The organism is Burkholderia sp. LS-044, assembly GCF_004803625.1.
GTDB lineage: Bacteria > Pseudomonadota > Gammaproteobacteria > Burkholderiales > Burkholderiaceae > Burkholderia > Burkholderia cepacia.
Genome location: NZ_SSWO01000003.1, coordinates 302,556 through 326,789, shown reverse-complemented (window position 1 = coordinate 326,789; position 24,234 = coordinate 302,556). Strand labels below are relative to the sequence as shown.

Below are 24,234 nucleotides of genomic sequence, written 5' to 3'. Positions count from 1 at the left end.
GCGCATCCTTTGGTTCGCCGCCCGGCACCTTTGCCGCACCGGCTCCCCGCTTCATCGTCGTTCGAATCATTTCAGTTGATAGACCGGATCCATCAGCAGCGCCTCGAGATACGCGCTGCCGGTCGAATCCGTGTCGATCGCCGCGACCGGCGAAAGCTGCAGCACCGCGTGCTGCAACTGAAGCTCGGTCGACAAGCCCGCGATCGCCTGCGGCCGCGCGCGATATTGCGCGAGCCAGCGTTCGAGGTCGAAACGCAGGCCGCCGCGCGCGGGCCTGGCAGGCGCCGCGCGCATGCCGGCGGCGGACGCCGCATCGACCACCGGCATCGCGTGCGCGCGGACATTCAGCGGCGGCACCATCGCACGCGCCGGCGGGTGCATGCCGGCCGTCTCGGTCGCGCGGAACAGTTGCTCGACGAACTGCTTGCGCGCAAGCAGCGTGGTGCTGTTGATCCACAGCGCGCCGCCCGGCCAGCCCTTCACGTTCGGCGGATAGAACAGGTTCTGCCCGAGCGTGCGCACGGTGTTCGCAAGCATCTGCGGATCGCCGTACGCAACGTCGAACAGCCGCACCGAGCCGACGACGAATTCCGCCGGCGACTTGACGAGCACGCCGCGATTGCGCGGGTCCCAGAAGGCGTCGGTCGACCACAGCGCGGCGAGCGCCGCGCGAATGTCGTAGCCGCTCGCGCGAAACCGCTCGGCCACCGCATCGAGCGCGCCCGGATCGGGCGTATCCGACACGAACTCGCGCCACAGCTTGCCGGCGATGAAGCGCGCGGTGCCGGGCTGCTTCAGCAGGATGTCGAGGAAGCCGTCGCCGTCGAACGGCCCCGTCTCGCCGAGGATCGTCTTGTCGCCCGCATCGTGCCATTCCGGCCGCACCTCGAAGCGCAGCGTGTCGGGATCGACCGTCCAGCCCGTCATCGCGCGCGCGGCTTCGGTCACGTCGTATTGCGTGTAATGCCCTTCGCCGAGCGTGAACAGTTCCATCACCTCGCGTGCGAAGTTCTCGTTCGGGCGGCCCTTGCGATTGCTCGCGCCGTCGAGATACTGAAGCATCGCCGGATCCTTCGCGACCGCGTGCAGCAGCACGCCGAAATTGCCGAGCGCCTCGCGGCGAAACAGCGCGTTCTGCGCGGCCATCGTCTGCGGGTAAGGCACCTTGTCCTGCCCCGACGTGAAGTGCCCGTGCCAGAACAGCGTCATGCGCTCGGTCAGCGGCGACGGCGTGACGATCATCTCGTTGACCCAGGCCGCGCGCAGCGCATCGTAGCGGACATTGCGCTCGCGCTGCTCGTCGCGCCGCATGTCGGGGGTCAGCGCCTGGCGTTGCGCGCGCGTCGGTGGCAACTCGGCGATCCAGTCCGGCCACGTCGTGACGGGCTCGCGCCGAACACTGCCGAGCGTGTCGGCCACGACCTGCGCGCGCGTCATGCCGACGATGCGCGCGACATCGGCGGGGGCGGGAGAAAAACCGGTACGGCTCAGGAAAAACAATGCATCGTCGGCGTCGAGCGGCGACTGCATGGCGGGCGACGGCGCCGGTGCGGCAGCGTTCGCTTTCATCGTCATGGACTCCCGGTGCGCACCGGCGGTGCGGATGCCGGTACAACGGCAATCGGCAGGCGAAAGTTGACGGAAAAATTGCTACGAATCTTTTCCGCGCGATGTATCGCGGTGTCATCCGTGCAGGGCGAAAGACGGCGCGTCAGCGCTTGTACAGCTCGCGAACGGCGTCCTCGATGTGCTGGCGCAAAAGGTGGCGCTCCTCGGGCGTCATGTGCCCGTCGCGGCGGCGCTGTTCGAGATCGGGAGGCACGGCGGAACGAACCGTCATCTCGGCGGTACGATCGGACTGCGGCGCTTTGCCGCGCGGCAGCTTGCGCGACGATGCGCCCTGCTCGGGGCGCTGCGCATACGCGAAGTTCGACGCATACGGACCGGCGAGCGCGATCGTCAGCATCAGTGCAATCCGGGCAGATCGCATGACCGTCCTCGCTTCTTTGGTCGATTTGTTCCCTTCGTCACGCGGCAACCGGTTACCTCTGGTACTTGAAAAACCCTGCGGAATTCGGGTGTGCAAAGATGAATGATGGAGTGCAGGGGAGTATCTACCGAATTTCGGCTTCGAGTAAAGGAATCTATATAGCCTGCCTTTACTCGGCGCGACACTACGGGTAAATTTTGTAACCGACTGTAACGCACGAAAATACGTGGCCGTGCGTCAATTCCCATTCGCGATAAGATGCCGATCATGGAAACGAAAAACCCCTCCAAGATTCTCGTCGTCGACGACGACCCGCGCCTGCGCGATCTGCTGCGCCGCTATCTCGGCGAGCAGGGTTTCAATGTCTACGTCGCCGAAAACGCAACCGCAATGAACAAGCTCTGGGTCCGCGAGCGTTTCGACCTGCTCGTGCTCGACCTGATGCTCCCGGGCGAAGACGGCCTGTCGATCTGTCGCCGCCTGCGCGGCAGCAACGACCGCACGCCGATCATCATGCTCACCGCGAAGGGCGAGGACGTCGATCGCATCGTCGGCCTCGAGATGGGCGCCGACGATTACCTGCCGAAGCCGTTCAACCCGCGCGAGCTCGTCGCGCGCATTCATGCGGTGCTGCGCCGCCAGGCGCCGGCCGAGCTGCCGGGCGCACCGTCAGAAACCACCGAGGTGTTCGAGTTCGGCGAGTTCTCGCTGAACCTCGCGACCCGCACACTGACGAAATCCGGCCAGGAAATTCCACTGACGACCGGCGAATTCTCGGTGCTGAAGGTATTCGCGCGCCATCCGCGCCAGCCGCTGTCGCGCGAGAAGCTGATGGAGCTCGCGCGCGGCCGTGAATACGAAGTGTTCGACCGCAGCCTCGACGTGCAGATCTCGCGCCTGCGCAAGCTGATCGAACCGGATCCGGGCAGCCCGCGTTTCATCCAGACCGTCTGGGGCCTCGGCTACGTGTTCATCCCGGACGGCGCCGCCTGATCTTTTTCCTTTCCGGTTTCGCCCGCCCACGGCCCGTCCCATGCGTATCGACCGGCGCCTCCTGCAGCTCGCGTTCGGCGGGCTGTTCTGGCGCACCTTCCTGCTGATCGCGCTGCTGATCTCGGTCAGTCTCGCCGCGTGGTTCCAGAGCTTTCGTGTGATCGAGCGCGAGCCGCGCGCGCAGCGCGTGGCTCTCCAGCTCGTCGCGGTCGTGAAGCTCACGCGCACCGCCCTGCTCTATTCCGATCCCGACCTGCGGCGCGCGCTGCTGCAGGATCTCGAGAGCAACGAGGGCGTGCGCGTGTACCCGCGCGAAAAGACCGACAAGTTCAAGCTGCAGCCCGACGAATCGCTGAACCGCCTGATCGAGCACGACATCCGCAGCCGCCTCGGCGACGATACCGTGATCGCGCAGTCGGTCAACGACATTCCCGGCGTGTGGATCAGCTTCAAGATCGACGACGACGATTACTGGGTCGCGCTCGACCGCGACCAGCTCGACAACGTCACGGGCCTGCAGTGGGCCGGCTGGGGGCTGTTCGCGCTCGCGCTGTCGCTGTTCGGCTCCGCGTTCATCACCAGCCTCGTGAACCGGCCGTTCTCGCGGCTCGCGCTCGTCGCGCGCCAGGTCGGCTCGGGGCAGGCGCCCGACCCGCTGCCCGAGCGCGGGATGGGCGTCGCGGCCGACACCAACCGCAGCTTCAACCAGATGGTGCGCGACCTCGAGCAGCTCGAGGCCGATCGCGCGCTGATGCTCGCGGGCATCTCGCACGACCTGCGCACGCCGCTCGCGCGGCTGCGGCTCGAGACCGAGATGAGCCCGTCCGATCAGGCGACCAAGGACGCGATGGTCGACGACATCGAGCAAATGGATCGCATCATCGCGGCCTTCATCGACTACGCGCGTCCGACCCAGCGCAAGCCGGAGCCGGTCGACCTCTCCTCGATCGCGCACGAAGTCGCCGCGCGCGTATCGGGCGAGGACGGCGTCGAGATCCGCACGCGGCTCGCGCCGAACGCCGTGATCGAAGCCGACGAGACCGACATGCGCCGCGTGATCGGCAACCTCGTCGAAAACGCGCGCAAATACGGCCAGAGCCGCGACGACGGCGTGTCGCGCATCACGCTCGAGACGCGCGTGACGCACGCGCGCGTCGAGCTCTCGGTGAGCGACGAGGGCCCCGGCATCCCCGAGGACCAGCTGCCGCTCGTGATGCGGCCGTTCTATCGCGTCGACACGGCGCGCACCAAGGCGGACGGCACGGGGCTCGGGATGGCGATCGTGCTGCGCCTCGTCGGCCGCTATCGCGGTGCGCTGCGCCTGCGCAACCGCAGCCCCGACGCGGGCCTCGAAGTCACGCTCGAATTCCCCGGCGCCGGCAAGGCACGTGCGACGGCGTGACGCGCTCGCGTACGCCTGCCGCCCTTCACACTATCGATCCGGTTGAAAAAAACTATGGATGGCGTTAGTCAAAATCTATTGAAGCGTCTTACCAATAGTGTTACAGTCTCGCCCATGCTGTCACACCATCGTTGCAGCACCGAGGTAGCTTGACTCAGTCTTCTTCCCAACTCATACAGGAGTATCCGCATGAAAACCGTTGGCGATAAACTCGAAGCTTTCACCGTCGTGGCCGCGAAGCCGGGCTTCAACAACCACGAAGAAAACGGCCAGTCGGCATTCGAGACCGTCACCGAAGCGTCGTTCCCGGGCAAGTGGAAGATCATCTACTTCTACCCGAAGGACTTCACGTTCGTGTGCCCGACGGAAATCGTCGAATTCGCAAAGCTCACGAAGCAGTTCGAAGAGCGCGATGCCGTCCTGCTGGGCGGCAGCTCGGACAACGAATTCGTCAAGCTCGCATGGCGCCGTGAGCACAAGGACCTCGACAAGCTGAACCACTACTCGTTCGGCGACGTCAAGGGCGAGCTGATCGACCAGCTCGGCGTGCGCGACAAGGAAGCCGGCGTGGCCCTGCGTGCAACGTTCATCGTCGACCCGGACAACACGATCCAGCACGTTTCGGTGAACAACCTGAACGTCGGCCGCAGCCCGGAAGAAGTCCTGCGGATTCTGGACGGCCTGCAAACGGACGAACTCTGCCCGTGCAACCGTGCAGTCGGCGGCGCAACGCTGTAAGCGCATCGATGCACGAAGCCCGCGGCGCACGTCCTGCCTGCGGGCTTTTTTAACGGCCAACCCATAGGAGATATCAATGGAATTCATCGATTCGATTAAGGCACGTATTCCCGACTACGCGAAGGACATTCGCCTGAACCTCGACGGCACGATCTCGCGCTCGTCGCTCGAAGGCACCGACGCGGTCGGCGTCGCGCTGGCGGCGGCGATCGCGGCGAAGAGCACGGTACTCATCAAGACGATCCGCGAAGCCGGCGTCCTGTCGCCCGAAGAGACGAATGCCGTGCTGACGGCGGCCGCGCTGATGGGGATGAACAACACCTGGTATCCGTATGTCGAGATGGCCGACGACGCCGACCTGAAGACGCAACGTGCCGAACTGCGGATGGGCGCGTACGCGACGCACGGCGGCGTCGACAAGCGCAAGTTCGAGATGTACGCGCTCGCCGCGTCGATCGTCGGCAAGTGCCACTTCTGCGTGAAGTCGCACTATGCGCTGCTGAAGAACGAGCAAGGGATGACCGTCACGCAGCTGCGCGACGTCGGCCGTATCGCATCGGTGATCAACGCCGCCGCGCAGGTGATCGCCGCCGAAGGCGAATAAGCGGTTGCGTTCCGCGCCGGCAGCAATGCCGCGCGCGGCGCCGGCTTCAAACGAAAATGCCACGCAGATGCGTGGCATTTTTCATTGCCGCGGCATCGCGCGGGGCGAACCGCGCGATGCCGCTGGCCCCCGTCAACCGCCCTGCTTCACCAGCAGCGCGGCGGCCTGCGCCTCGATCCCTTCGCCGCGGCCGAGATAACCGAGCTTTTCGTTCGTCTTCGCCTTCACGTTCACGCGATCGAGCGGCAGCCCGAGATCGGCCGCGATGTTCGCGCGCATCCCGTCGATATGCGGTGCCAGCTTCGGCGCCTGCGCAATCACGGTGCTGTCGACGTTCTGGATCGTGAAGCCGGCCGCCTTGATGCGGGCCGCGCACTCGCGCAGCAGCACGCGGCTGTCGGCGCCCTTGAATGCCGCGTCCGTGTCGGAGAAATGGCGGCCGATGTCGCCGAGCGCCGCCGCGCCGAACAGCGCGTCGGTAATCGCGTGCAGCAGCACGTCCGCGTCCGAGTGGCCGAGCAGGCCGCGTTCGTACGGAATCGTCACGCCGCCGATGATGAGGGGGCGCCCCTCGACGAGCTGGTGCACGTCGTAGCCTTGTCCGATTCTGAAATCCATGCGTGTTCCGATTGAGAGGGGGTGAAAGTCAGGAGGCGTTCGCGGGGCGCGCGAGGATCGCTTCCGCGAGCGCGAAATCCTCCGGGTACGTGACCTTGAAATTGCGCAGGCTGCCCTGCACGACGCGCGGCGTATGGCCGGCCCATTCGATCGCGCTCGCTTCGTCGGTCAGGTCGTGCCCTTCGCGCTGCGCGCGCAGGATCGCCTCGCGCAGCATGCCGATGCGGAACATCTGCGGCGTCTGCGCCTGCCACAGCGCGTCGCGCGACTCGGTGCGCGCGATCGCGTCGCCGCCGGCCGGCACGCGCTTGAGCGTATCGGCAACCGGCAGCGCGACGATGCCGCCGACCGGATCGTCCTTCAGCGTCGCGACGAGCGTGCGGATCAGCTCCGGCGTGATGCCCGGGCGCGCGGCGTCGTGCACCAGCACCCAGTCCTGGTCGGTCGCGCCGAATTCGGCCAGCCCGAGCAGCCCGTTCAGCACCGACGCCTGGCGCGAGCCGCCGCCGCAGCGGCGCACCGCGAAGCGCAGGCCCGCGAAGCGGCGCGCGTCGAAATGGGAATCGTCGGGCGCGAGCACAACGAGCGTCTGCGCGAATTCGCTGCACGCGTCGAACGCGGCAAGCGTGTAGTGCAGCAGCGCGCGGCCGGCCAGCGTGCGGTATTGCTTCGGCACGGCCGAACCGGAACGGCTGCCCGTGCCGGCACAGGGAATCAGGGCGAAAAGTCGGGGAGTCACGAAGGGAAACGCCGGAAAGATGAAATCGAGAAGCGGATTTTATAATAGGTCTTTCGTCTCGACCGGCGCACCGCGATGCGCCCGTGCACGCCACCCCTGTCGTCCCTATGCCAGATAACGCTTCCACCCCGTCCGCCTCGCCCATTGCCCGCGTCAAGTCCGGCCAGCGTTTCGCCTTCGACGGCGCGCATGGTTCCGCCGACGCGCTCGCCATCGCCCGTTATCTCGCCGACAACCGCCAGGACGTGCCGCTCCTCGCGGTGATCTGCGCGAACGCGGTCGATGCGCAGCGGCTCTCGCAGGAAATCCGCTACTTCTCGCCCGACGCCCGCGTGCGCCTGCTGCCGGACTGGGAAACGCTGCCGTACGACACGTTCTCGCCGCACCAGGACCTCGTATCGGAGCGTCTCGCGACGCTGCACGATCTCGGCGAGGGCCGCTGCGACATCCTGCTCGTGCCCGCGACCACCGCGCTGTACCGGATGCCGCCCGCGTCGTTCATGGCCGCGTACACGTTCGCATTCGCGCAGGGCGAGCGGCTCGACGAGGCGAAGCTGAAAGCGCAGCTCACGCTGGCCGGCTACGAGCACGTGAGCCAGGTCGTGCGGCCCGGCGAATACTGCGTGCGCGGCTCGCTGATCGACCTGTACCCGATGGGCTCGCCGCTGCCGTACCGGATCGACCTGTTCGACGACCAGGTCGACTCGATCCGCGCGTTCGACCCCGACACGCAGCGCAGCCTCTACCCGGTGCGCGACGTGCGCCTGCTGCCGGGCCGCGAGTTTCCGTTCGACGAAGCCGCGCGCACGGCCTTCCGCAGCCGCTGGCGCGAGACGTTCGAAGGCGACCCGAGCCGCGCGCCGATCTACAAGGACATCGGTAACGGCGTGCCGTCGGCCGGCATCGAGTATTACCTGCCGCTGTTCTTCGACGAAACCGCCACGCTGTTCCACTACCTGCCGCAGGATGCGCACCTCGTGTTCGCCGGCGATCTCGAGGCGTCGATCCGCCGCTTCACGGCCGATACGAAGCAGCGTCATGCGTTCCTCGCGCACGATCGCGAGCGGCCGATCCTCGAACCGCAGCGCCTGTTCCTGTCCGACGAGGATTTCTTCGCGTTCGCGAAGCCGTTCGCACGCGTCGTGCTGCCCGCGCAGCCGGCCGGCGGCTGGGCGACGGCGCTGCCCCAGCTCTCCGTCGATCGCCATGCCGACGATCCGCTCGCGTCGCTGCGCACGTTCGTCGAATCGTCCGGCAAGCGCGTCCTGCTGACCGTCGAATCGGCCGGCCGTCGCGAGACGATCCTGCAACTGCTCGCCGAACACCGTCTGCGCCCCGCGTCGAACGACCACTTCGCGGGCTGGCTCGAGAGCGACGAACGTTTCGCGCTCGGCGTCGCGCCGCTCGCGAACGGCTTCGCGGTGCCGGGCGAAGGCTACGCGGTCGTCACCGAGACCGAGCTGTACGGCGCGCTCGGCCGCCGCGCGGGCCGCCGCCGGCAGGAACAGGCCAGCAACGTCGACGCGATGGTGCGCGACCTGTCGGAACTGAAGGTCGGCGACCCGGTCGTCCACGCGCAGCACGGCATCGGCCGCTACATGGGCCTCGTGTCGATGGACCTCGGCGAAGGCGAGACCGAATTCCTGCATCTCGAATACTCGGGCGACAGCAAGCTCTACGTGCCGGTCGCGCAATTGCACGTGATCTCGCGCTACAGCGGCGCCGATCCCGACAGCGCGCCGCTGCACGCGCTCGGCTCCGGCCAGTGGGAGCGCGCGAAACGCAAGGCCGCGCAGCAGATCCGCGATACGGCCGCCGAGCTGCTGAACCTGTACGCGCGCCGCGCGGCCCGCGAAGGCCACGCGTTCTCGCTCGATCCGCGCGACTACGTGAAGTTCGCCGAAAGCTTCGGCTTCGAGGAAACGCCCGACCAGGCGGCAGCCATCGCGGCCGTGATCGGCGACATGACGAGCGGCAAGCCGATGGACCGCCTCGTGTGCGGCGACGTCGGCTTCGGCAAGACCGAGGTCGCGCTGCGCGCCGCGTTCATCGCGGTGCTGGGCGGCAAGCAGGTCGCGCTGCTGTCGCCGACCACGCTGCTCGCCGAGCAGCACACGCAGACCTTCGCCGACCGCTTCGCGGACTGGCCGGTCCGGATCGTCGAGCTGTCGCGCTTCAAGACGACGAAGGAAGTGAACGCGGCGATCGCGCAGATCAACGAAGGCAGCGTCGACATCGTGATCGGCACGCACAAGCTGCTGTCGTCGGACGTGCAGTTCAAGCGCCTCGGCCTCGTGATCATCGACGAGGAACACCGCTTCGGCGTGCGCCAGAAGGAAGCGCTGAAAGCGCTGCGCGCGGAGGTCGACGTGCTGACGCTCACCGCGACGCCGATCCCGCGCACGCTCGGGATGGCGCTCGAGGGGCTGCGCGACTTCTCGGTCATCGCGACCGCGCCGCAGAAGCGCCTCGCGATCAAGACCTTCGTGCGCCGCGAGGAAGAAAGCGTGATTCGCGAGGCGATGCTGCGCGAGCTGAAGCGCGGCGGCCAGGTGTACTTCCTGCACAACGAGGTCGAGACGATCGAGAACCGCAAGGCCATGCTCGAGGCGCTCGTGCCCGAGGCACGCATCGTGATCGCGCACGGCCAGATGCACGAACGCGAGCTCGAACGGGTGATGCGCGATTTCGTCGCGCAGCGCGCGAACGTGCTGCTGTGCACGACCATCATCGAGACCGGCATCGACGTGCCGAGCGCGAACACGATCATCATGCATCGCGCGGACAAGTTCGGTCTCGCGCAGCTCCACCAGTTGCGCGGCCGCGTCGGCCGCTCGCACCACCAGGCGTACGCGTACCTGCTCGTGCACGATCCGCAGGCGCTGACCAAGCAGGCCCAGCGCCGGCTGGAAGCGATCCAGCAGATGGAGGAACTCGGTTCGGGCTTCTATCTCGCGATGCACGACCTCGAGATCCGCGGCACCGGCGAAGTGCTCGGCGACAAGCAGTCGGGCGAGATCCACGAGATCGGCTTCCAGCTCTATACGGACATGCTGAACGACGCGGTGAAGGCGCTGAAGAACGGCAAGGAGCCCGACCTCACCGCCCCGCTCGCCGCGACGACGGAAATCAACCTGCATGCGCCGGCGATCCTGCCGGCCGACTACTGCGCGGACGTGCAGGAGCGGCTGTCGCTGTACAAGCGGCTCGCGAACTGCGAGCACGGCGACGCGATCGACGGTATCCAGGAAGAACTGATCGACCGCTTCGGCAAGCTGCCGCCGCAGGCGCACGCGCTCGTCGAGACGCACCGGCTGCGGATCGCCGCGAAGCCGCTCGGCATCGTGAAGATCGACGCGAGCGAGGCCGCGATCGGGTTGCAGTTCGAGCCGAATCCGCCGATCGATCCGATGCGGATCATCGAGATGGTGCAGAAGCACCGGCACATCAAGCTCGCGGGCCAGGACAAGCTGCGGATCGAGACGCGCTCGCCCGACCTCGCGATCCGCGTGTCGACGATCAAGGAAACGCTGCGCGCGCTCGCCCCGAGGCAGGGCGCGGTGGCCGCGGCGCGCTGACGGGTCGTGACGCGATCCTGACGGCCGCGCCGATGCTGCACCGCACTGCGCGCGGCGCGGGCGGGCCGGCGCGTTTTTGAGTATGATTTTCGCATTCATCAGACGGAGTTTTGCCATGTCCACTCTCGACGCCACGGCGCCGTCCACCGACACCCAAGGCGACGCGTCGCTCGTCAGCCTGCCCTGGATCAAGCAACTGGTGTCGATGGACACGACGAGCCGCGTGCCGAACCTCGGCCTGATCGAAACGGTGCGCGACGCGCTCGCCGCGAAAGGCATCGCCTCGACGATCACGCACGATCCACGCGAAGGCTGGGCGAACCTGTTCGCGACCGTGCCTGCGCACGACGGCTCGACGAACGGCGGCATCGTGCTGTCGGGGCATACCGACGTCGTGCCGGTCGACGGCCAGCAATGGGACAGCAACCCGTTCGCGCCGGAAATCCGCGACGGCCGCCTGTACGGCCGCGGCACCTGCGACATGAAGGGTTTCATCGGCGCCGCGCTCGCGCTGCTGCCCGAGATGCAGGCGACGAAGCTCGCGAAGCCGATCCATTTCGCGCTGTCCTACGACGAGGAAATCGGCTGCGCCGGCGCGCCGCTGATGATCGCCGACCTCGTCAAGCGCGGCGTGCAACCGTCGGGCTGCATCGTCGGCGAGCCGACCAGCATGCGGCCGATCATCGCGCACAAGGGCATCAACGCATACCGCTGCTGCGTGCGCGGCCACGCGGCGCATTCGTCGCTGACGCCGAAGGGGCTGAACGCGATCGAGTATGCGGCGCGCCTCATCTGCCACATCCGCGACATCGCCGACCGCTTCCGCGCCGAAGGCCCGTTCGACGCACTGTACGACGTGCCGTTCACGACCGCGCAGACGAGCACGATCCAGGGCGGCAACGCGATCAACACGGTGCCGGCCGAGTGCCGTTTCGACTTCGAATTCCGCAACCTGCCGACGCTCGATCCCGAGCAGATCTTCACGCGCATCGAAGCGTATGCACGGGAAACGCTGCTGCCGCAGATGCTTCGCGAGCATCCGAATGCCGCGATCGAATTTTCGAAGATCGCCGCGGCGCCCGGCCTCGACGCAACCGAACAGGCCGCGATCACGCAACTCGTGCGCGCGCTGACGGCGGACCAGGACAAGCGCAAGGTCGCATACGGCACCGAGGCCGGCCTGTTCGAACGCGCGGGCATCCCGAGCGTCGTATGCGGGCCCGGCAACATCGAGCAGGCGCACAAGCCGAACGAATATGTCGAGCTCGCGCAGCTCGCCGGCTGCGAGCAGTTCCTGCGCAAGTTCATCCGCAGCATGTCGGTCGACGCGCACTGACTGCCTCCCGCCACGCCGGCCCGCGTGTGCGGGCCGGCCCACTCCGCCACCCGCCACGTCATGTCGACTGAACAACAGGGCACGGCCCATACGACGATCGACGGCGAGCCGATCCCGACGCTCGACGAAATCGCCGCGCAGCATTTCGCGCTGTCGCCCTGGGTCGCGCGCACGCCCGTGTTCGAACGCGCCGACCTGCCTTCCCTCGAGGGCACGCACGTCAACTTCAAGTTCGAGCTGCTGCAGGTGAGCGGCAGCTTCAAGGCGCGCGGCGCGTTCACGCACCTGCTCGCGCTCGACGAGGCGCGCAAGAACGCCGGCGTCACCTGCGTGTCGGCCGGCAATCACGCGGCGGCCGTCGCGTATGCGGCCATGCGGCTCGGCAGCAGCGCCAAGGTCGTGATGTTCCACACCGCGAGCCCGACGCGCATCGCGCAGTGCAAACAGTACCGCGCGGAAGTCGTGCTGGCGGGCAGCGCGTCGCAGGCGTTCGATCTGGTGCGCCGGATCGAGGCCGAGGAAGGCCGCTTCTTCATCCATCCGTTCAACGGCTATCACACGATCCTCGGCACCGCGACGCTCGGCTACGAATGGGCGACGCAGACCCCCGACCTCGACGCGGTGATCGTGCCGATCGGCGGCGGCGGGCTCGCGGCCGGCATGGCGACCGCGCTGCGGCTCGCGAATCCGCGCGTGCACGTGTACGGCGTCGAGCCGGAAGGCGCCGACGCGATGAGCCGCAGCTTCGCGGCCAATCACACGATCAAGATGAGCGCGATGCAGACGATCGCCGATTCGCTGATGGCGCCGCATACCGAGGAATACAGCTACCAGCTGTGCCGGCGCCACGTCGACCGCATCGTCACCGTGTCCGACGACGCGCTGCGTGCCGCGATGCTGTTCCTGTTCTCGCAACTGAAGCTGTCGGTCGAACCGGCATGCGCGGCCGCCCTCGCCGCGCTGCTCGGCCCGCTGCGCGAAACGCTGCAGGGCAAGCGCGTCGGCGTGCTGCTGTCGGGCACGAATACCGACCCGGGTACGCTCGGCATGCATCTCGCGCACGCGAAACTGCAGCACTGATCGCGCGCCGGGCGTCAGCGAACCAACCTAGGGTTATCCCCAGATTATGTTGACAGCCCTGTTGATAACCCGCCGGACAAGCACGCAAGTGATTGAGCGCGCAGCGTTTTGCGCGCGCGGAGGTCGATCGACACGAATTGGGCAGATGCGGCCTTCAGCCGCCCGCCCCGCGGCCTGGTGGCACCGCGCGGCGCCCATGATTGGCGGCGTCGCGATCGCACTGCTCGCCGGTTGCGCGGCACCGCCCCCGCCCGCCGCCGGCACGGCGGCGGCCTGCACCCAGACGGGCGAGAGCCGCATGCTGCAGGCCGACCTGCTGTTCGGGCGCGACATCGCGGGACACGGCTCCGTCACCGATGCGGAGCGCGCGGCGTTTCTCGCCGACACGGTCACGCCGCGTTTTCCCGACGGCCTGACCTACTGGGATACACACGGCCAATGGCGCGACCGCACGACGGGCGGCATCACGCGCGAGGACAGCTTCGTGATCCGTATCATCGCCGACGATACGCCCGACACGCGCGTGCGGCTCGCCACGATCCGCAAGGCCTATATGGAGCGGTTTCATCAGGAATCGGTCGGCATGACGGTGGTGCCTGCCTGCGCGTCGTTCTGATTCAGCCGCTCCCGCTTGCCTCGACGCACAAAAAAAACGGGCGCCCGAAGGCGCCCGTCGCATGCATGAACAGCGGTATCCCGCTTACTTGTTCTCGAACATGTCCATGATCTGCTGCTTCTCCTGCGGCGTGACGGGCGGCGGCGCCAGCCCGGCCGCACCGGCCGAACCCAGCGCGTCGTTCGCGCTGATCGCGTTCTCGGCCGGGTTGATGTCGACGTTCGCGACGAAGCCGTTGCCCGGCGTGCGATCGGCGTAGTACAGCTCGCCGTCGATCGAGGTCAGGCCGTCCGGCATCGGCATCTGCTGCTCGGGCACGCCGTTCAGCGCGGTGCGCATGTAGTTCACCCAGATCGGCAGCGCGAGCTGCGCGCCGAACTCGCGGCTGCCGAGGCTCTTCGGCTGGTCGAAGCCCATCCATGCAACCGCGACGAGCGATTGCTGGTAGCCGGCGAACCAGCCGTCCTTCGCGTCGTTCGTCGTACCGGTCTTGCCCTGCAGGTCGCTGCGGCCCAGTGCGTTGGTGCCCGCGCCCGTGCCGGCCGTCGCGACCGAATGCAGCAGGCTGTTCATCACGTATGCGTTGCGGCCTTCGATCGTGCGCGGCGCCGTGCTGCCCGCGAGCACCGGCTGCGACTTCTGCAGCGGCTGGCCGCGCGCGTCGTCGACCTCGGCAATCAGGTACGGATCGACCTTGTAGCCGCCGTTCGCGAACACCGCATAACCCGTCGCGAGCTGCAGCGGCGTCACAAGGCCCGCGCCGAGCGCCATCGGCAGGTAAGGCGGCGTCTTCGCGGGATCGAAGCCGAAGCGCTGCGTCACGTACTGCTGCGCATACTGCGTGCCGATCGACGCGAGGATCCGGATCGACACGAGGTTCTTCGAACGCTGCAGGCCGGTACGCATCGTCATCGGGCCGTCCGGCTGGTCGTCGTCCTTCGGCTCCCAGGCGGTGCCGCCCGGCACGCTCGGCGGGAAATACAGCGGCGCGTCGTTGATCATCGTCGCCGGCCCCATGCCCTTGTCGAGCGACGCCGAGTAGATGAACGGCTTGAACGACGAACCCGGCTGCCGCCATGCCTGCGTCACGTGGTTGAACTTGCTCTTGTTGAAGTCGAAGCCGCCGACGAGCGAGCGGATCGCGCCATCCTGCGGCGCGATCGCGACGAGCGCGCCTTCGACCTGCGGCAGCTGCACGACCTGCCAGCCCGTCTTGCCGTCCTTCAGCACGCGCACGACCGAGCCCGGCTTGATGCGCAGCGTATCGTTCGCGCGCGGGCTCAATGCGGCCGACACAAAGCGCAGCCCGGCCGGCCCGATCGTCGTGGTCGCACCGCCGACGAACTGCACCTCGACCGCGTTCGGCGACGCCGACAGCACGACCGCCGACTGAAGGTCGCCGTTGTCCGGGTGATCGGCGAGCGCGTCGTCGATCGCCTCGTCGCGGTCGTCGCCGGCCGCGGGCAGCTGGATCGACGCTTCCGGCCCGCGATAGCCGTGGCGGCGCTCGTAGTCGAGAATGCCGCGACGCACGGCCTGGTACGCGGCTTCCTGATCGGCCGAATTGATCGTCGTCGTGACGGTCAGCCCGCGCGTATAGGTTTCGTCCTTGTACTGCTGGTACATCATCTGCCGCACCATCTCGGCGACGTACTCGCCGTGCACCGCGTACTGGTTGCCCGGCGTGCGCACGTGGATCTCTTCCTTCACGGCCTCGTCGTACTGCGGCTGCGTGATGTAGCCGACCTCGAGCATGCGCTTCAGGATGTATTCCTGGCGCACCTTCGCGCGCTTCGGATTGACGACCGGGTTATAGGCGGACGGCGCCTTCGGCAGCCCCGCGAGCATCGCCGCTTCAGCGAGCGTGATGTCCTTCAGGTCCTTGCCGAAATACACGCGCGCGGCGGCCGCGAAACCGTACGAGCGCTGGCCGAGATAGATCTGGTTCATGTACAGCTCGAGGATCTGGTCCTTCGTCAGGGCCTTCTCGATCTTGTACGCGAGCAGCATTTCGTAAATCTTGCGCGTGTAGGTCTTCTCGCTCGACAGGAAGAAGTTGCGCGCGACCTGCATCGTGATCGTGCTCGCGCCCTGGCGCGCGCCGCCGTGCATCAGGTCGGCGACGCCCGCGCGCAGGATGCCGACGAAGTCGACACCGCCGTGCTCGTAGAAGCGGTAGTCCTCGATCGCGAGCACGGCCTTCTTCATCACGTCGGGAATGTCCTGGAACCGCACGAGGCTGCGGCGCTCTTCGCCGAACTCGCCGATCAGCACGTGATCGGCCGTGAACACGCGCAGCGGCACCTTCGGCTGGTAGTTGGTCAGCGCATCGAGCGACGGCAGTTGCGGCGCCATCACGACCAGCGCGTAGCCGACGATCAGCGCGCCGACGATCGCCAGCGTCGCGAACAGGCCGGCGAACCACAGCGCGACGCGCGAGCCGAACGAGCGACGGCGCCCTCCGCCGCCGCTGCGCTGGGTGCGGCGGTCGTCGTCGCGATCGTCGTCATCGGGGTAATAGGCTCCGGACGGCGAACGGCGCAGCGTGTAGTGGGGTTCGTTCCTGTCGGAAGAAGAAGGCGGTCGTTTGATAATTGGCATGTCGGAATGGCGGGCGTACGTGGCACCCTCGGACGCATGCGGAAATGCAAGCGGATGAATCAGAGCGGGTACAGCGTGATGCGGCTGTCACGTCGACAGACCCCGCCGCGCGGCGATCCGTTCCCGCGACGTGACAGCGCATTTTAATGAAATCGACCGGGTGCCTTCGCGATTTTTTGTAAAAATTCCCGCAATGCCGTGATTTGAGGAACGTATTGTCGGCATCCTCTGCCTATCATGGACACGCAATATGGTGCGCACGGTCGATTTTCTTTCAACCGCGAAAGGTTCGACATCCTGATGCGCGCGCCGCTTGAACTCGCGCGTTTAAGCCGTATTTAAGTGAACCGGTGGTGTAATATCCGCCGGCTCATGCGGGTCGGAACCGGCTCGCTACGGGCACTGCCGCGGCTACGCGGCGCCTTTCAACCACGGAGGATTTCATGTCGCTTTTCGACTCTGTTTCGCGCACGATCAAAGGCCTGCTGAACGATGCGGCCGATTCGGTACAGGATCCGTCGCGCGACGCACGGCAGATCGTGCGGGAGCTCGACGACAGCATCGGCCGTGCCGAGAATTCGCTGATCGAGATCGAGGCACAGGTCGCGACCCAGCGCAGCAAGCGCGATGCGGCCGACGACAAGGTGAAGAAGTACGAGGACGGCGCGAAGCGCGCGCTGCAGGCCGGCGACGAGGCACTCGCACGCGAGGCGCTCGGCGCGCAGTCGAACGCGGAGGCCGAGCGTGACGCGCTCGCGGCCGAGCTGTCGACGCTCGAGCCGTCGGTCGACAAGCTGAAGGGGCAGATCGCCGACATGCGCCAGCGCCGCAACGACCTGAATGCACGCTCGAACATCCTGCAGGCCAAGCAGGAAATCGCGCAGGCGAAGGACGTCGCGGCAAGCGCGCTGGGCGGCATCGGCGGCAAGAACCTGTCCGAAGACTTCCAGAAGCTCGAGGACAAGGTCGCGCTGCAGAACGCCCGCTCGGACGCGCGCCTCAATTCCGCCGACACGTCGAGCGGCAAGGCACTCGACGACAAGCTCGCCGCGCTGAACAAGGGCCCGTCGGTCGAGGATCGCCTCGCCGCGCTGAAGAAGCAGCTCGACACGCCCGCGCAGTAACGGCAACTGCGGGCAACCGCGCCGCCGCCCGCCCCGGGCGCGCGGCGCGAACCGATCGTCAGGAGACGGGCGCCTGCGCCCGGTTCGACCATGAAGAAATCTCTCGCCGCACTCGGCCTCTCGCTGATGTTGCTGTCGTCCGCCGCGTTTGCGGTCCCGTCGCTGCAGCAGGTCGAGCAGTCGATCGCGCAACGCAACTGGCAGCAAGCCGACACGCAGCTGTCGCAAGTCATCGACGCCCACCCGAACAACGCGCACGCGCGCTACCTGTATGCGCAGGTGCTGGACCGCGAGGGCCGCGCGTCCGATGCGCTCGCGCAGCTGCAGCGCGCGAAGTCGCTCGATCCGCAAATGAAGTTCACCGATGCGTCGCGCTTTGCCCAGACGGAGTCGCGCATTCGCGCCGACGCCGCGCGCGTGAGCGGCAACGCACCGTCAGCGACGCAGGCCGGCACGCTGCAATCGTCGCTCGCGCCCGCTGCCGCGCCGGCCGAAAAACACGGCCCGTCGACCGGCATGTGGATCGGGCTCGGGCTGATCGTCGCGGTGATCGCGCTGGTGCTGCGCTGGACGCTGCGGCGCGCGCGCACGGCCGACGACAGCCGCGCCGACGACGAACGCCGCACGCAGCTCAAGCGCGCCACCGACGTGCTGAACGACATCCGCCCGCTGAAGCTCGACGCGAAGCTGTCGACGGCGCCGGGGGCCGCGGCGCTCACGGGCGAGCTCGAAGCGATCGAGACCGACGCGCGCACGCTCGTCGAAACGCTGTCCAACGGCAAGAATCCGGTACCGCCCTATCGCGTCGACGAACTCGAACAGCGCCATGCTAGCGTGAAGGCACGCGTCGAAGGGCGTCCCGACCCGGCCGCGCAGCCTGCTGCACCGGTGAACGGCAGCGGCTCCGTGTATGCGCAGGAAGCCGATCGCATGACGGGCGCGCAGGGCCAGCCGTATCCGCCGCAACCCTACCCGCAACAGCAGCCGCCTGTCGTGATCCAGCAAGGCGGCGGCGGTTTCGGCGGCGGCATGGGCGGGCTGCTGACGGGCGTATTGCTCGGCGAGGCGATGTCGGGCGGCCGCGAGCGCGTGGTCGAACGCGACGTGATCGTCGACGGCGAACGCCACCGGCAGGACAACGATCCGGGCTTCGACCTCGGCCGCGGCGATGCGTCGAACTGGAGCGACGGCAACGGCGGCGGCATGGACCTCGGCAGCAACGACGACGGCTGGACCGACGACAACACCTGACGCCGCGCAGCGCGTCGACACACCCACGACGCGCTGCAACGCACGCCACGCTCCCCTTCAGCGCCGGCCGCGCCGACGCGCGGATTTGTCAATCATTTCAAGATGGACTACCGGCAATGGGGAGCGTTCGCTATCATGCGGCCATCGGCGTGCCACCGACCCTCATTCGACGCTCTGCATCCCTGCGCGTCGCGGCACGCCTCCCCTCGCCCCAACAGGAGAAAGCCGCTCATGAGCATCATCAAGGAATTCAAGGAGTTCGCCGTCAAGGGCAACGTCATGGATCTCGCCGTCGGCGTGATCATCGGCGGCGCGTTCTCGAAGATCGTCGACTCGGTCGTGAAAGACCTCATCATGCCGGTGATCGGCGTGCTGACGGGCGGTCTGGATTTCTCGAACAAGTTCGTTCTGCTCGGCACCATCCCCCCGACGTTCAAGGGTAATCCCGATTCGTTCAAGGACCTGCAGGCCGCGGGTGTCGCCGCGTTCGGCTACGGCTCGTTCATCACCGTGGCGATCAATTTCGTCATCCTCGCATTCATCATTTTCCTGATGGTGAAATTCATCAACAAGCTGCGCAAGCCGGAAGAAGCCGCACCGGCCGCAACGCCGGAAGACACGGTGCTGCTGCGCGAGATCCGCGATTCGCTGAAGCAGCGCTGATCGCCGAGCACCCCGCCTGCCAGGCCCGCCCCGTGCGGGCCTTTTTATTGCGCGCGCGATGCACTGCCGCATGCGGCCTATCTCACTTTTTTGTGACGGGCGAATGCACGCGCGGGAAAAGCAGGTCTATGATGGAGACTAAACGACAGTACGGGCGCCAAGACGCTGACTGTGTCGATCATGGCGAGCAGGTCGACGGGAGACATTGATCGTCGTACTGCACGAAGGCAGCATTTTCGTGTGCTATAAAGGATCGACATGCGGCGTACATAGCCGGGAGTGGGTCGCATGAAAATGCCGCATTTCTTGCAATTGTTTTTGAGGCGAGTGTTTATGTCCTTCCCGAAAAAACGTCGGCGTGCCCAGCAGGATGGCCAGGAGTCATTCCTCGCGGTATTGCGCCACTCGAAACCGTTTGCCCAGCTCGACACCAAGATTGCCCGCGCCCGTGCGCAGGACGAACCCGTCCTGTACGCACACGTGCTGCCCGGTCTCGACGTGCTCCTGTGCAGCGTGCGCGGCGCCCAGCCGCCCTATCCCGCCATCGCCGAGCTGCGCAAGCGTTGCATCGAATCGATCGCCAACGCGCTCGAGCAGCCGCTCGACGGCCTCGAGAACGGTGGTTACTGGTACGAAGCGAACGGCTTCGGTTTCCTCGTGTTCGCCAGCCGTGCGCGTGCGCGCATCCTGCCCGAGTTTGGTGCAGGCACGAAAGCGAGCCTGCGCGGCGGGCTCGGCCGCCAGAACGCCGGCGACACGACACCCCGCTCCCTCGGCTGATCCGCCTGCCATTCGATGGGCCGCCTCCGGGCGGCCCATCTGCCATTCACGCGCCCCGCTTGCCCGTCACGACGCCTGCCGACGCCCGTTACCGGGCCGCACGATGTCGATGAACGCGGCGAAATCGGCGCCGGCGAGCCCTTGCGCGGCGCCCAGCCGCAGCACCTGCTGCACGGTGGCCGACACCGGCATCACCGCACCCGTGTCGCGCGCCGCGTCGGCGATCGCATCGACGTCCTTCTGGAACGTGCTGAGCGCGCCGATCGGTGCATGACCGCCCGACGTCATGCGCGGCACGAACGTCTGCAGCAGCACCGAATCGGCCCAGCCGCCGGCCAGCGCTTCGGCCAACCGGGCGGCATCGATGCCGCTCGCCTGCGCGAGACCGACGGCCTCGGCAATCGCGGTCACCGTCGCGGTGACGATCGCCTGGTTGCACAGCTTCGCCGTCTGCCCCGCACCCGCGTCGCCCATGTGCGTGATACGCGACGCGTACGTGTCGATCAGCGGCCGCACCGTGTCGAGATCGGCCGCGCGGCCGCCGGCCATCACCGCGAGCGTGCCGGCCTGCGCGCCGGGCACGCCGCCCGATACGGGCGCATCGATCCAACCGACGCCGAGTGCGGCCGCGCGCGCCGCGTAATCGCGCGTCGCGGCGGGCGGGATGCTCGAATGATCGACGATGCGTTGCAGGCGACGCGCGGCGGCGTCGCCGGCCAGCAGCCCGTGCTCGCCGAACACGACGTCGCCCACCGCGCGGCCGTCGAGCACGCACATGAATACCGTATCGACGCGCTCCGCCAGTTCACACGGCGTGCCGGCCACTTGCGCGCCATCCTTCACGAGCGCCTCGGCCTTGTCGCGCGAACGATTCCACACGCTGACCCGATGCCCGGCCGCCAGCAAATGCCGAATCATCGGCGCGCCCATCAATCCCGGTCCGCAAAATCCGACTTCCACGATGTTCCTCGTCTCCGATATGGGTTGCACTTGCCGCCCATCATACCTATCACTCAAGAAGCCGGGCACGCGCGGCGCCGCTTCGGGAACGCGACCTGCACCGGCGATATATGCCGATATCCCAGGGAGCGCATCATGAGCGACCACGTGTACAAGATGATCGAACTGACCGGTTCGTCACAGCAATCGAGCGACGACGCCATCCGCAACGCGATCTCGAAAGCCGGCAAGACACTGCACAACCTGCACTGGTTCCAGGTGACCGAAACGCGCGGCCACATCGAAGGCGACCAGGTGGTTCACTGGCAGGTGACGCTGAAGGTCGGCATGCGCATCGACGACTGACGCGCCCGTCGCACCCCACGCCGCGCCGCGATCCGGAGTCGCACGACACGTGCCTCCGCACGGCGCGGCGCGCCCGCTTGCAACCCCGTTCAGGCCCCTTGTCGCGGCCCGGCCGGCGGGTGCCTGCGGGTATCCATCTCTTGACGCTGATTTTCGTTCATATTAAAAACGATATACCCACAGTACCCCTCGATCAGCCCAGCCATATAACCCGGAGAAATCATGAGTCAGCAACGCGAGGCGATCGACACGTACCTCTTGCGCGTCTTGCACACCTTGTTGATGGAGCGCAGCGTCACGCGCGCGGCCGTCAAACTGAACCAGTCGCAACCGGCGATCAGCGCCGCGCTGCGGCGCCTGCGCGACATCACCGGCGATCCGCTGCTGGTGCGCGGCAAATCCGGCATGGTGCCGACCGAATACGGGCTGCGCCTGCTCGAGCCGGTGCAGAACGCGCTGCGTGAAATCGAGCGGATCAAGTTCCAGCAGCACAACTTCGACCCGGCCACGTCGATCCGCTGCTACCGGATCGGCTGCCCCGACTACCTGAACGTGCTGTTCGTGCCGACCGTCGTCGAGCGCTTTCGCCTGGCCGCGCCGAACGCGACGCTCGAGTTCCATTCGCTCGGCCCCGCCTTCGACTACGAGCTCGCGCTGGAGGACGGCAAGCTCGACATCGTCGTCGGCAACTGGCCCGAACCGCCCGAGCAGCTGCACCTGTCGAACCTGTTCGTCGACGAAATCGTCTGCCTGATGAGCAACACGCACCCGTTCGCGAAGCGTGGCGGGCTCACGCTCGACCAGTACCTGAACGCGCCGCATCTCGCGCCGACGCCGTACTCGGTCGGCCAGCGCGGCGCGATCGACGTGCATCTCGCGCGCGAACGGCTCAAGCGCCACGTGGTCGTCACGCTGCCGTACTTCAACCTCGCGCCGTACGTGCTCGTGAAGTCCGACCTGATCTTCACGACGACGCGCCTGTTCGCCGATCACTACGCGAAGTTCCTGCCGCTGTCGGTCGTGCCGGCGCCGCTCGACTTCCCGCCGATGCAGTACTACCAGCTGTGGCACGAGCGCTGCCACTACTCCGACGAAGTGCGCTGGCTGCGCAGCCTCGTCGCCGAAGCCACCCGCACGCTGATCGAAGCGTAAGCGCGCACGACGCGCGCGCCGGCCACGCCGCTATGGAGTGGCCCGGCGTGGCCCGAAGCGGCCTCGTGCGGCCGCGCGCGACGGATCCCGGCCTCGGCCGCCACGCGCCCGACGTGCAGCGCGCGGCGCACTCTCCAGCTCAGTGCATCAGCGCGACGCCTCCACGAGCGCCTGCGCCAGCGCGTTATGCCGCGCGATGACAGGCGGCAGATCGAGCGTCGCCAGCTGCCCCTCCCGCACCACCACCTTCCCGTTCACCACCGTGTACGCCGTCTGCGACGGCGCGCAGAACACCAGCGCCGCGACCGGATCGTGCAGCGCGCCCGCGAACAGCGGCTGGCGCAGGTCGAATGCGGCGAAGTCGGCGGCCATGCCGGGCTTCAGCGCGCCGATATCGTCGCGGTTCAGCACCTTCGCGCCGCCGAGCGTCGCGATCTCGAGCGCTTCGCGCGCGGTCATTGCATCGGGCCCGAAACCGACCCGTTGCAGCAGCAGCGCCTGCCGCACTTCCGCGACCATCTGCGCGCCGTCGTTCGACGCGGAGCCGTCGACGCCAAGGCCGACCGGCACGCCCGCGAGACGCATCTTCTTCACCGGCGCGATGCCCGACGCGAGCCGCATGTTCGAGCACGGACAGTGCGCGACGCCCGTGCCGGTGCGCGCGAACAAGCCGATGCCCGCATCGTCGAGCTGCACGCAGTGCGCATGCCACACGTCGTGGCCGACCCAGCCGAGATCTTCCGCATATTCGGCCGGCGTCATCCCGAACTTCTCGCGGCTGTACGCGATATCGTTGACGTTCTCCGCGAGGTGCGTGTGCAGCGACACGCCGTATTCGCGCGCCAGCACGGCCGCGTCGCGCATCAGCTCGCGGCTCACCGAGAACGGCGAGCACGGCGCGACCACCACGCGCAGCATCGCGTAGCGGCCTTCGTCGTGATAGGTCTCGATCAGGCGCTGCGTGTCGCGCAGGATCTCGGGCTCGCGCTCGACGACCGAATCGGGCGGCAGCCCGCCGTCGCGCTGGCCGACACTCATCGAGCCGCGGCTCGCGTGAAAGCGCATGCCGATCCTCTGCGCGGCGCCGATGCTGTCGTCGAGGCGGCTGCCGTTCGGGTAGATGTACAGGTGGTCGCTCGACGTCGTGCAGCCCGACTGCAGCAGCTCGGCCATCGCGGTGAGCGTCGACACCTCGATCATCTCGGGCGTCAGGTGCGCCCAGATCCGGTACAGGTTCGTGAGCCAGCCGAACAGTTCGGCATTCTGCGCGGCCGGCACCGCGCGCGTCAGGCTCTGGTACATGTGGTGGTGCGTGTTCACGAGCCCCGGGATCACGAGGTGGCCGCGCAGGTCGAGCACTTCGTCGGCCGTGTCGGGCAGCTCGGCGCTCGGGCCGACCGCGACGATCCGGTTGTCTTCGATGTAGAGCCCGGCGTCGCGCAGCTCGCGGCGCGTGTCGTCCATGGTCACGAGCACGTCGGCGTGCTTGACCAGCAGGGTTTTCGGGCGGGATGAGGAAGGGTTCGGCGCGCGTGCGCCAGCGTGCTGCTCGAGGTTCATGCGTTCTCCGCGTCGGTCTGCCTCCAGGCGCTGATCCTGGAGGCGGTCACACAGCCGTTCGAACGCTGAATCGCGGCACGCTCCGGTGCCTGCGTCCGTTCGAA

At 67.2% G+C, this 24,234-nt stretch carries 21 protein-coding genes; 14 read left to right on the top strand and 7 right to left on the bottom strand.

Annotation, left to right across the window (positions count from 1 at the left end):
• Positions 1-66: 66 nt before the first annotated feature.
• Together E9536_RS09945 and E9536_RS09940 are read right to left on the bottom strand one after the other, a co-directional pair.
• The gene (locus E9536_RS09945; protein ID WP_136469799.1) at positions 67-1,569 is read right to left on the bottom strand and encodes a DUF1800 domain-containing protein; all 1,503 of its coding nucleotides are present in this window, start codon (positions 1,567-1,569) and stop codon (positions 67-69) included.
• A gap of 142 nt (positions 1,570-1,711) precedes the next feature.
• A complete protein-coding gene (locus E9536_RS09940; RefSeq protein WP_011352385.1) occupies positions 1,712-1,990 on the bottom strand; it encodes a hypothetical protein in 279 nt (92 codons plus the stop codon).
• A gap of 267 nt (positions 1,991-2,257) precedes the next feature.
• Between E9536_RS09940 and ompR the strand changes: the two genes are divergently transcribed.
• The 4 genes from ompR (at position 2,258) to E9536_RS09915 (ending at position 5,727) form a co-directional block, all read left to right on the top strand.
• Positions 2,258-2,983, top strand: a complete 726-nt coding sequence (gene ompR / locus E9536_RS09930; protein ID WP_004199523.1) for a two-component system response regulator OmpR — start codon at positions 2,258-2,260, stop codon at positions 2,981-2,983.
• Between the two features lie 40 nt (positions 2,984-3,023).
• Positions 3,024-4,385 (top strand): ATP-binding protein, encoded by a 1,362-nt coding sequence (locus tag E9536_RS09925; RefSeq protein ID WP_027787146.1) that lies wholly within the window; start codon positions 3,024-3,026, stop codon positions 4,383-4,385.
• A 189-nt stretch (positions 4,386-4,574) separates the two neighbouring features.
• On the top strand, positions 4,575-5,123 hold the full coding sequence (locus E9536_RS09920) for a peroxiredoxin (protein WP_006478563.1): 549 nt from the start codon (positions 4,575-4,577) through the stop codon (positions 5,121-5,123).
• 76 nt (positions 5,124-5,199) lie between these two features.
• Entirely contained in the window at positions 5,200-5,727 is a 528-nt protein-coding gene (locus tag E9536_RS09915; protein ID WP_011352388.1) for a carboxymuconolactone decarboxylase family protein, read from the top strand.
• 132 nt (positions 5,728-5,859) lie between these two features.
• Here the strand turns inward: E9536_RS09915 and ispF are convergent, their stop codons facing one another.
• Both ispF and ispD read right to left on the bottom strand, forming a co-directional pair.
• Positions 5,860-6,345 carry a 2-C-methyl-D-erythritol 2,4-cyclodiphosphate synthase gene (ispF, locus tag E9536_RS09910; protein ID WP_021160386.1) on the bottom strand — a complete coding sequence of 162 codons (486 nt, stop codon included), beginning with the start codon at positions 6,343-6,345 and terminating at the stop codon, positions 5,860-5,862.
• A 28-nt stretch (positions 6,346-6,373) separates the two neighbouring features.
• Positions 6,374-7,084 carry a 2-C-methyl-D-erythritol 4-phosphate cytidylyltransferase gene (ispD, locus tag E9536_RS09905; RefSeq protein WP_059694632.1) on the bottom strand — a complete coding sequence of 237 codons (711 nt, stop codon included), beginning with the start codon at positions 7,082-7,084 and terminating at the stop codon, positions 6,374-6,376.
• A gap of 107 nt (positions 7,085-7,191) precedes the next feature.
• On the opposite strand from ispD, the gene mfd reads away from it, so the two are divergent.
• From mfd to E9536_RS09885, 4 genes are all read left to right on the top strand, one after another.
• The gene (gene mfd, locus E9536_RS09900; protein WP_136469798.1) at positions 7,192-10,662 is read left to right on the top strand and encodes a transcription-repair coupling factor; all 3,471 of its coding nucleotides are present in this window, start codon (positions 7,192-7,194) and stop codon (positions 10,660-10,662) included.
• A 115-nt stretch (positions 10,663-10,777) separates the two neighbouring features.
• Positions 10,778-11,998: an acetylornithine deacetylase gene (gene argE / locus E9536_RS09895; RefSeq protein ID WP_021160382.1), complete on the top strand. Its 1,221-nt coding sequence runs from the start codon at positions 10,778-10,780 to the stop codon at positions 11,996-11,998.
• A 60-nt stretch (positions 11,999-12,058) separates the two neighbouring features.
• Positions 12,059-13,078: a threonine/serine dehydratase gene (locus tag E9536_RS09890; RefSeq protein ID WP_027787142.1), complete on the top strand. Its 1,020-nt coding sequence runs from the start codon at positions 12,059-12,061 to the stop codon at positions 13,076-13,078.
• 196 nt (positions 13,079-13,274) lie between these two features.
• Positions 13,275-13,694 (top strand): DUF3574 domain-containing protein, encoded by a 420-nt coding sequence (locus E9536_RS09885; RefSeq protein ID WP_247873431.1) that lies wholly within the window; start codon positions 13,275-13,277, stop codon positions 13,692-13,694.
• A gap of 84 nt (positions 13,695-13,778) precedes the next feature.
• Here the strand turns inward: E9536_RS09885 and E9536_RS09880 are convergent, their stop codons facing one another.
• Positions 13,779-16,295 carry a penicillin-binding protein 1A gene (locus E9536_RS09880; protein ID WP_027787140.1) on the bottom strand — a complete coding sequence of 839 codons (2,517 nt, stop codon included), beginning with the start codon at positions 16,293-16,295 and terminating at the stop codon, positions 13,779-13,781.
• Between the two features lie 443 nt (positions 16,296-16,738).
• On the opposite strand from E9536_RS09880, the gene E9536_RS09875 reads away from it, so the two are divergent.
• From E9536_RS09875 to E9536_RS09860, 4 genes are all read left to right on the top strand, one after another.
• A complete protein-coding gene (locus E9536_RS09875; protein WP_021160377.1) occupies positions 16,739-17,419 on the top strand; it encodes a PspA/IM30 family protein in 681 nt (226 codons plus the stop codon).
• 90 nt (positions 17,420-17,509) lie between these two features.
• Entirely contained in the window at positions 17,510-18,670 is a 1,161-nt protein-coding gene (locus E9536_RS09870) for a tetratricopeptide repeat protein (protein ID WP_136469796.1), read from the top strand.
• A 231-nt stretch (positions 18,671-18,901) separates the two neighbouring features.
• The gene (mscL, locus tag E9536_RS09865) at positions 18,902-19,333 is read left to right on the top strand and encodes a large conductance mechanosensitive channel protein MscL (RefSeq protein ID WP_006487991.1); all 432 of its coding nucleotides are present in this window, start codon (positions 18,902-18,904) and stop codon (positions 19,331-19,333) included.
• 333 nt (positions 19,334-19,666) lie between these two features.
• On the top strand, positions 19,667-20,113 hold the full coding sequence (locus E9536_RS09860; protein ID WP_027784713.1) for a hypothetical protein: 447 nt from the start codon (positions 19,667-19,669) through the stop codon (positions 20,111-20,113).
• Between the two features lie 66 nt (positions 20,114-20,179).
• Here E9536_RS09860 and E9536_RS09855 read toward each other — a convergent pair whose 3' ends face one another.
• Positions 20,180-21,073 (bottom strand): NAD(P)-dependent oxidoreductase, encoded by an 894-nt coding sequence (locus E9536_RS09855; RefSeq protein ID WP_136469795.1) that lies wholly within the window; start codon positions 21,071-21,073, stop codon positions 20,180-20,182.
• A gap of 135 nt (positions 21,074-21,208) precedes the next feature.
• On the opposite strand from E9536_RS09855, the gene E9536_RS09850 reads away from it, so the two are divergent.
• Positions 21,209-21,418, top strand: a complete 210-nt coding sequence (locus tag E9536_RS09850; protein WP_021160372.1) for a dodecin — start codon at positions 21,209-21,211, stop codon at positions 21,416-21,418.
• A 222-nt stretch (positions 21,419-21,640) separates the two neighbouring features.
• A complete protein-coding gene (locus E9536_RS09845; protein WP_006478550.1) occupies positions 21,641-22,570 on the top strand; it encodes a LysR substrate-binding domain-containing protein in 930 nt (309 codons plus the stop codon).
• A gap of 147 nt (positions 22,571-22,717) precedes the next feature.
• Here E9536_RS09845 and E9536_RS09840 read toward each other — a convergent pair whose 3' ends face one another.
• On the bottom strand, positions 22,718-24,130 hold the full coding sequence (locus E9536_RS09840; protein WP_136469794.1) for an 8-oxoguanine deaminase: 1,413 nt from the start codon (positions 24,128-24,130) through the stop codon (positions 22,718-22,720).
• Positions 24,131-24,234: the final 104 nt, after the last annotated feature.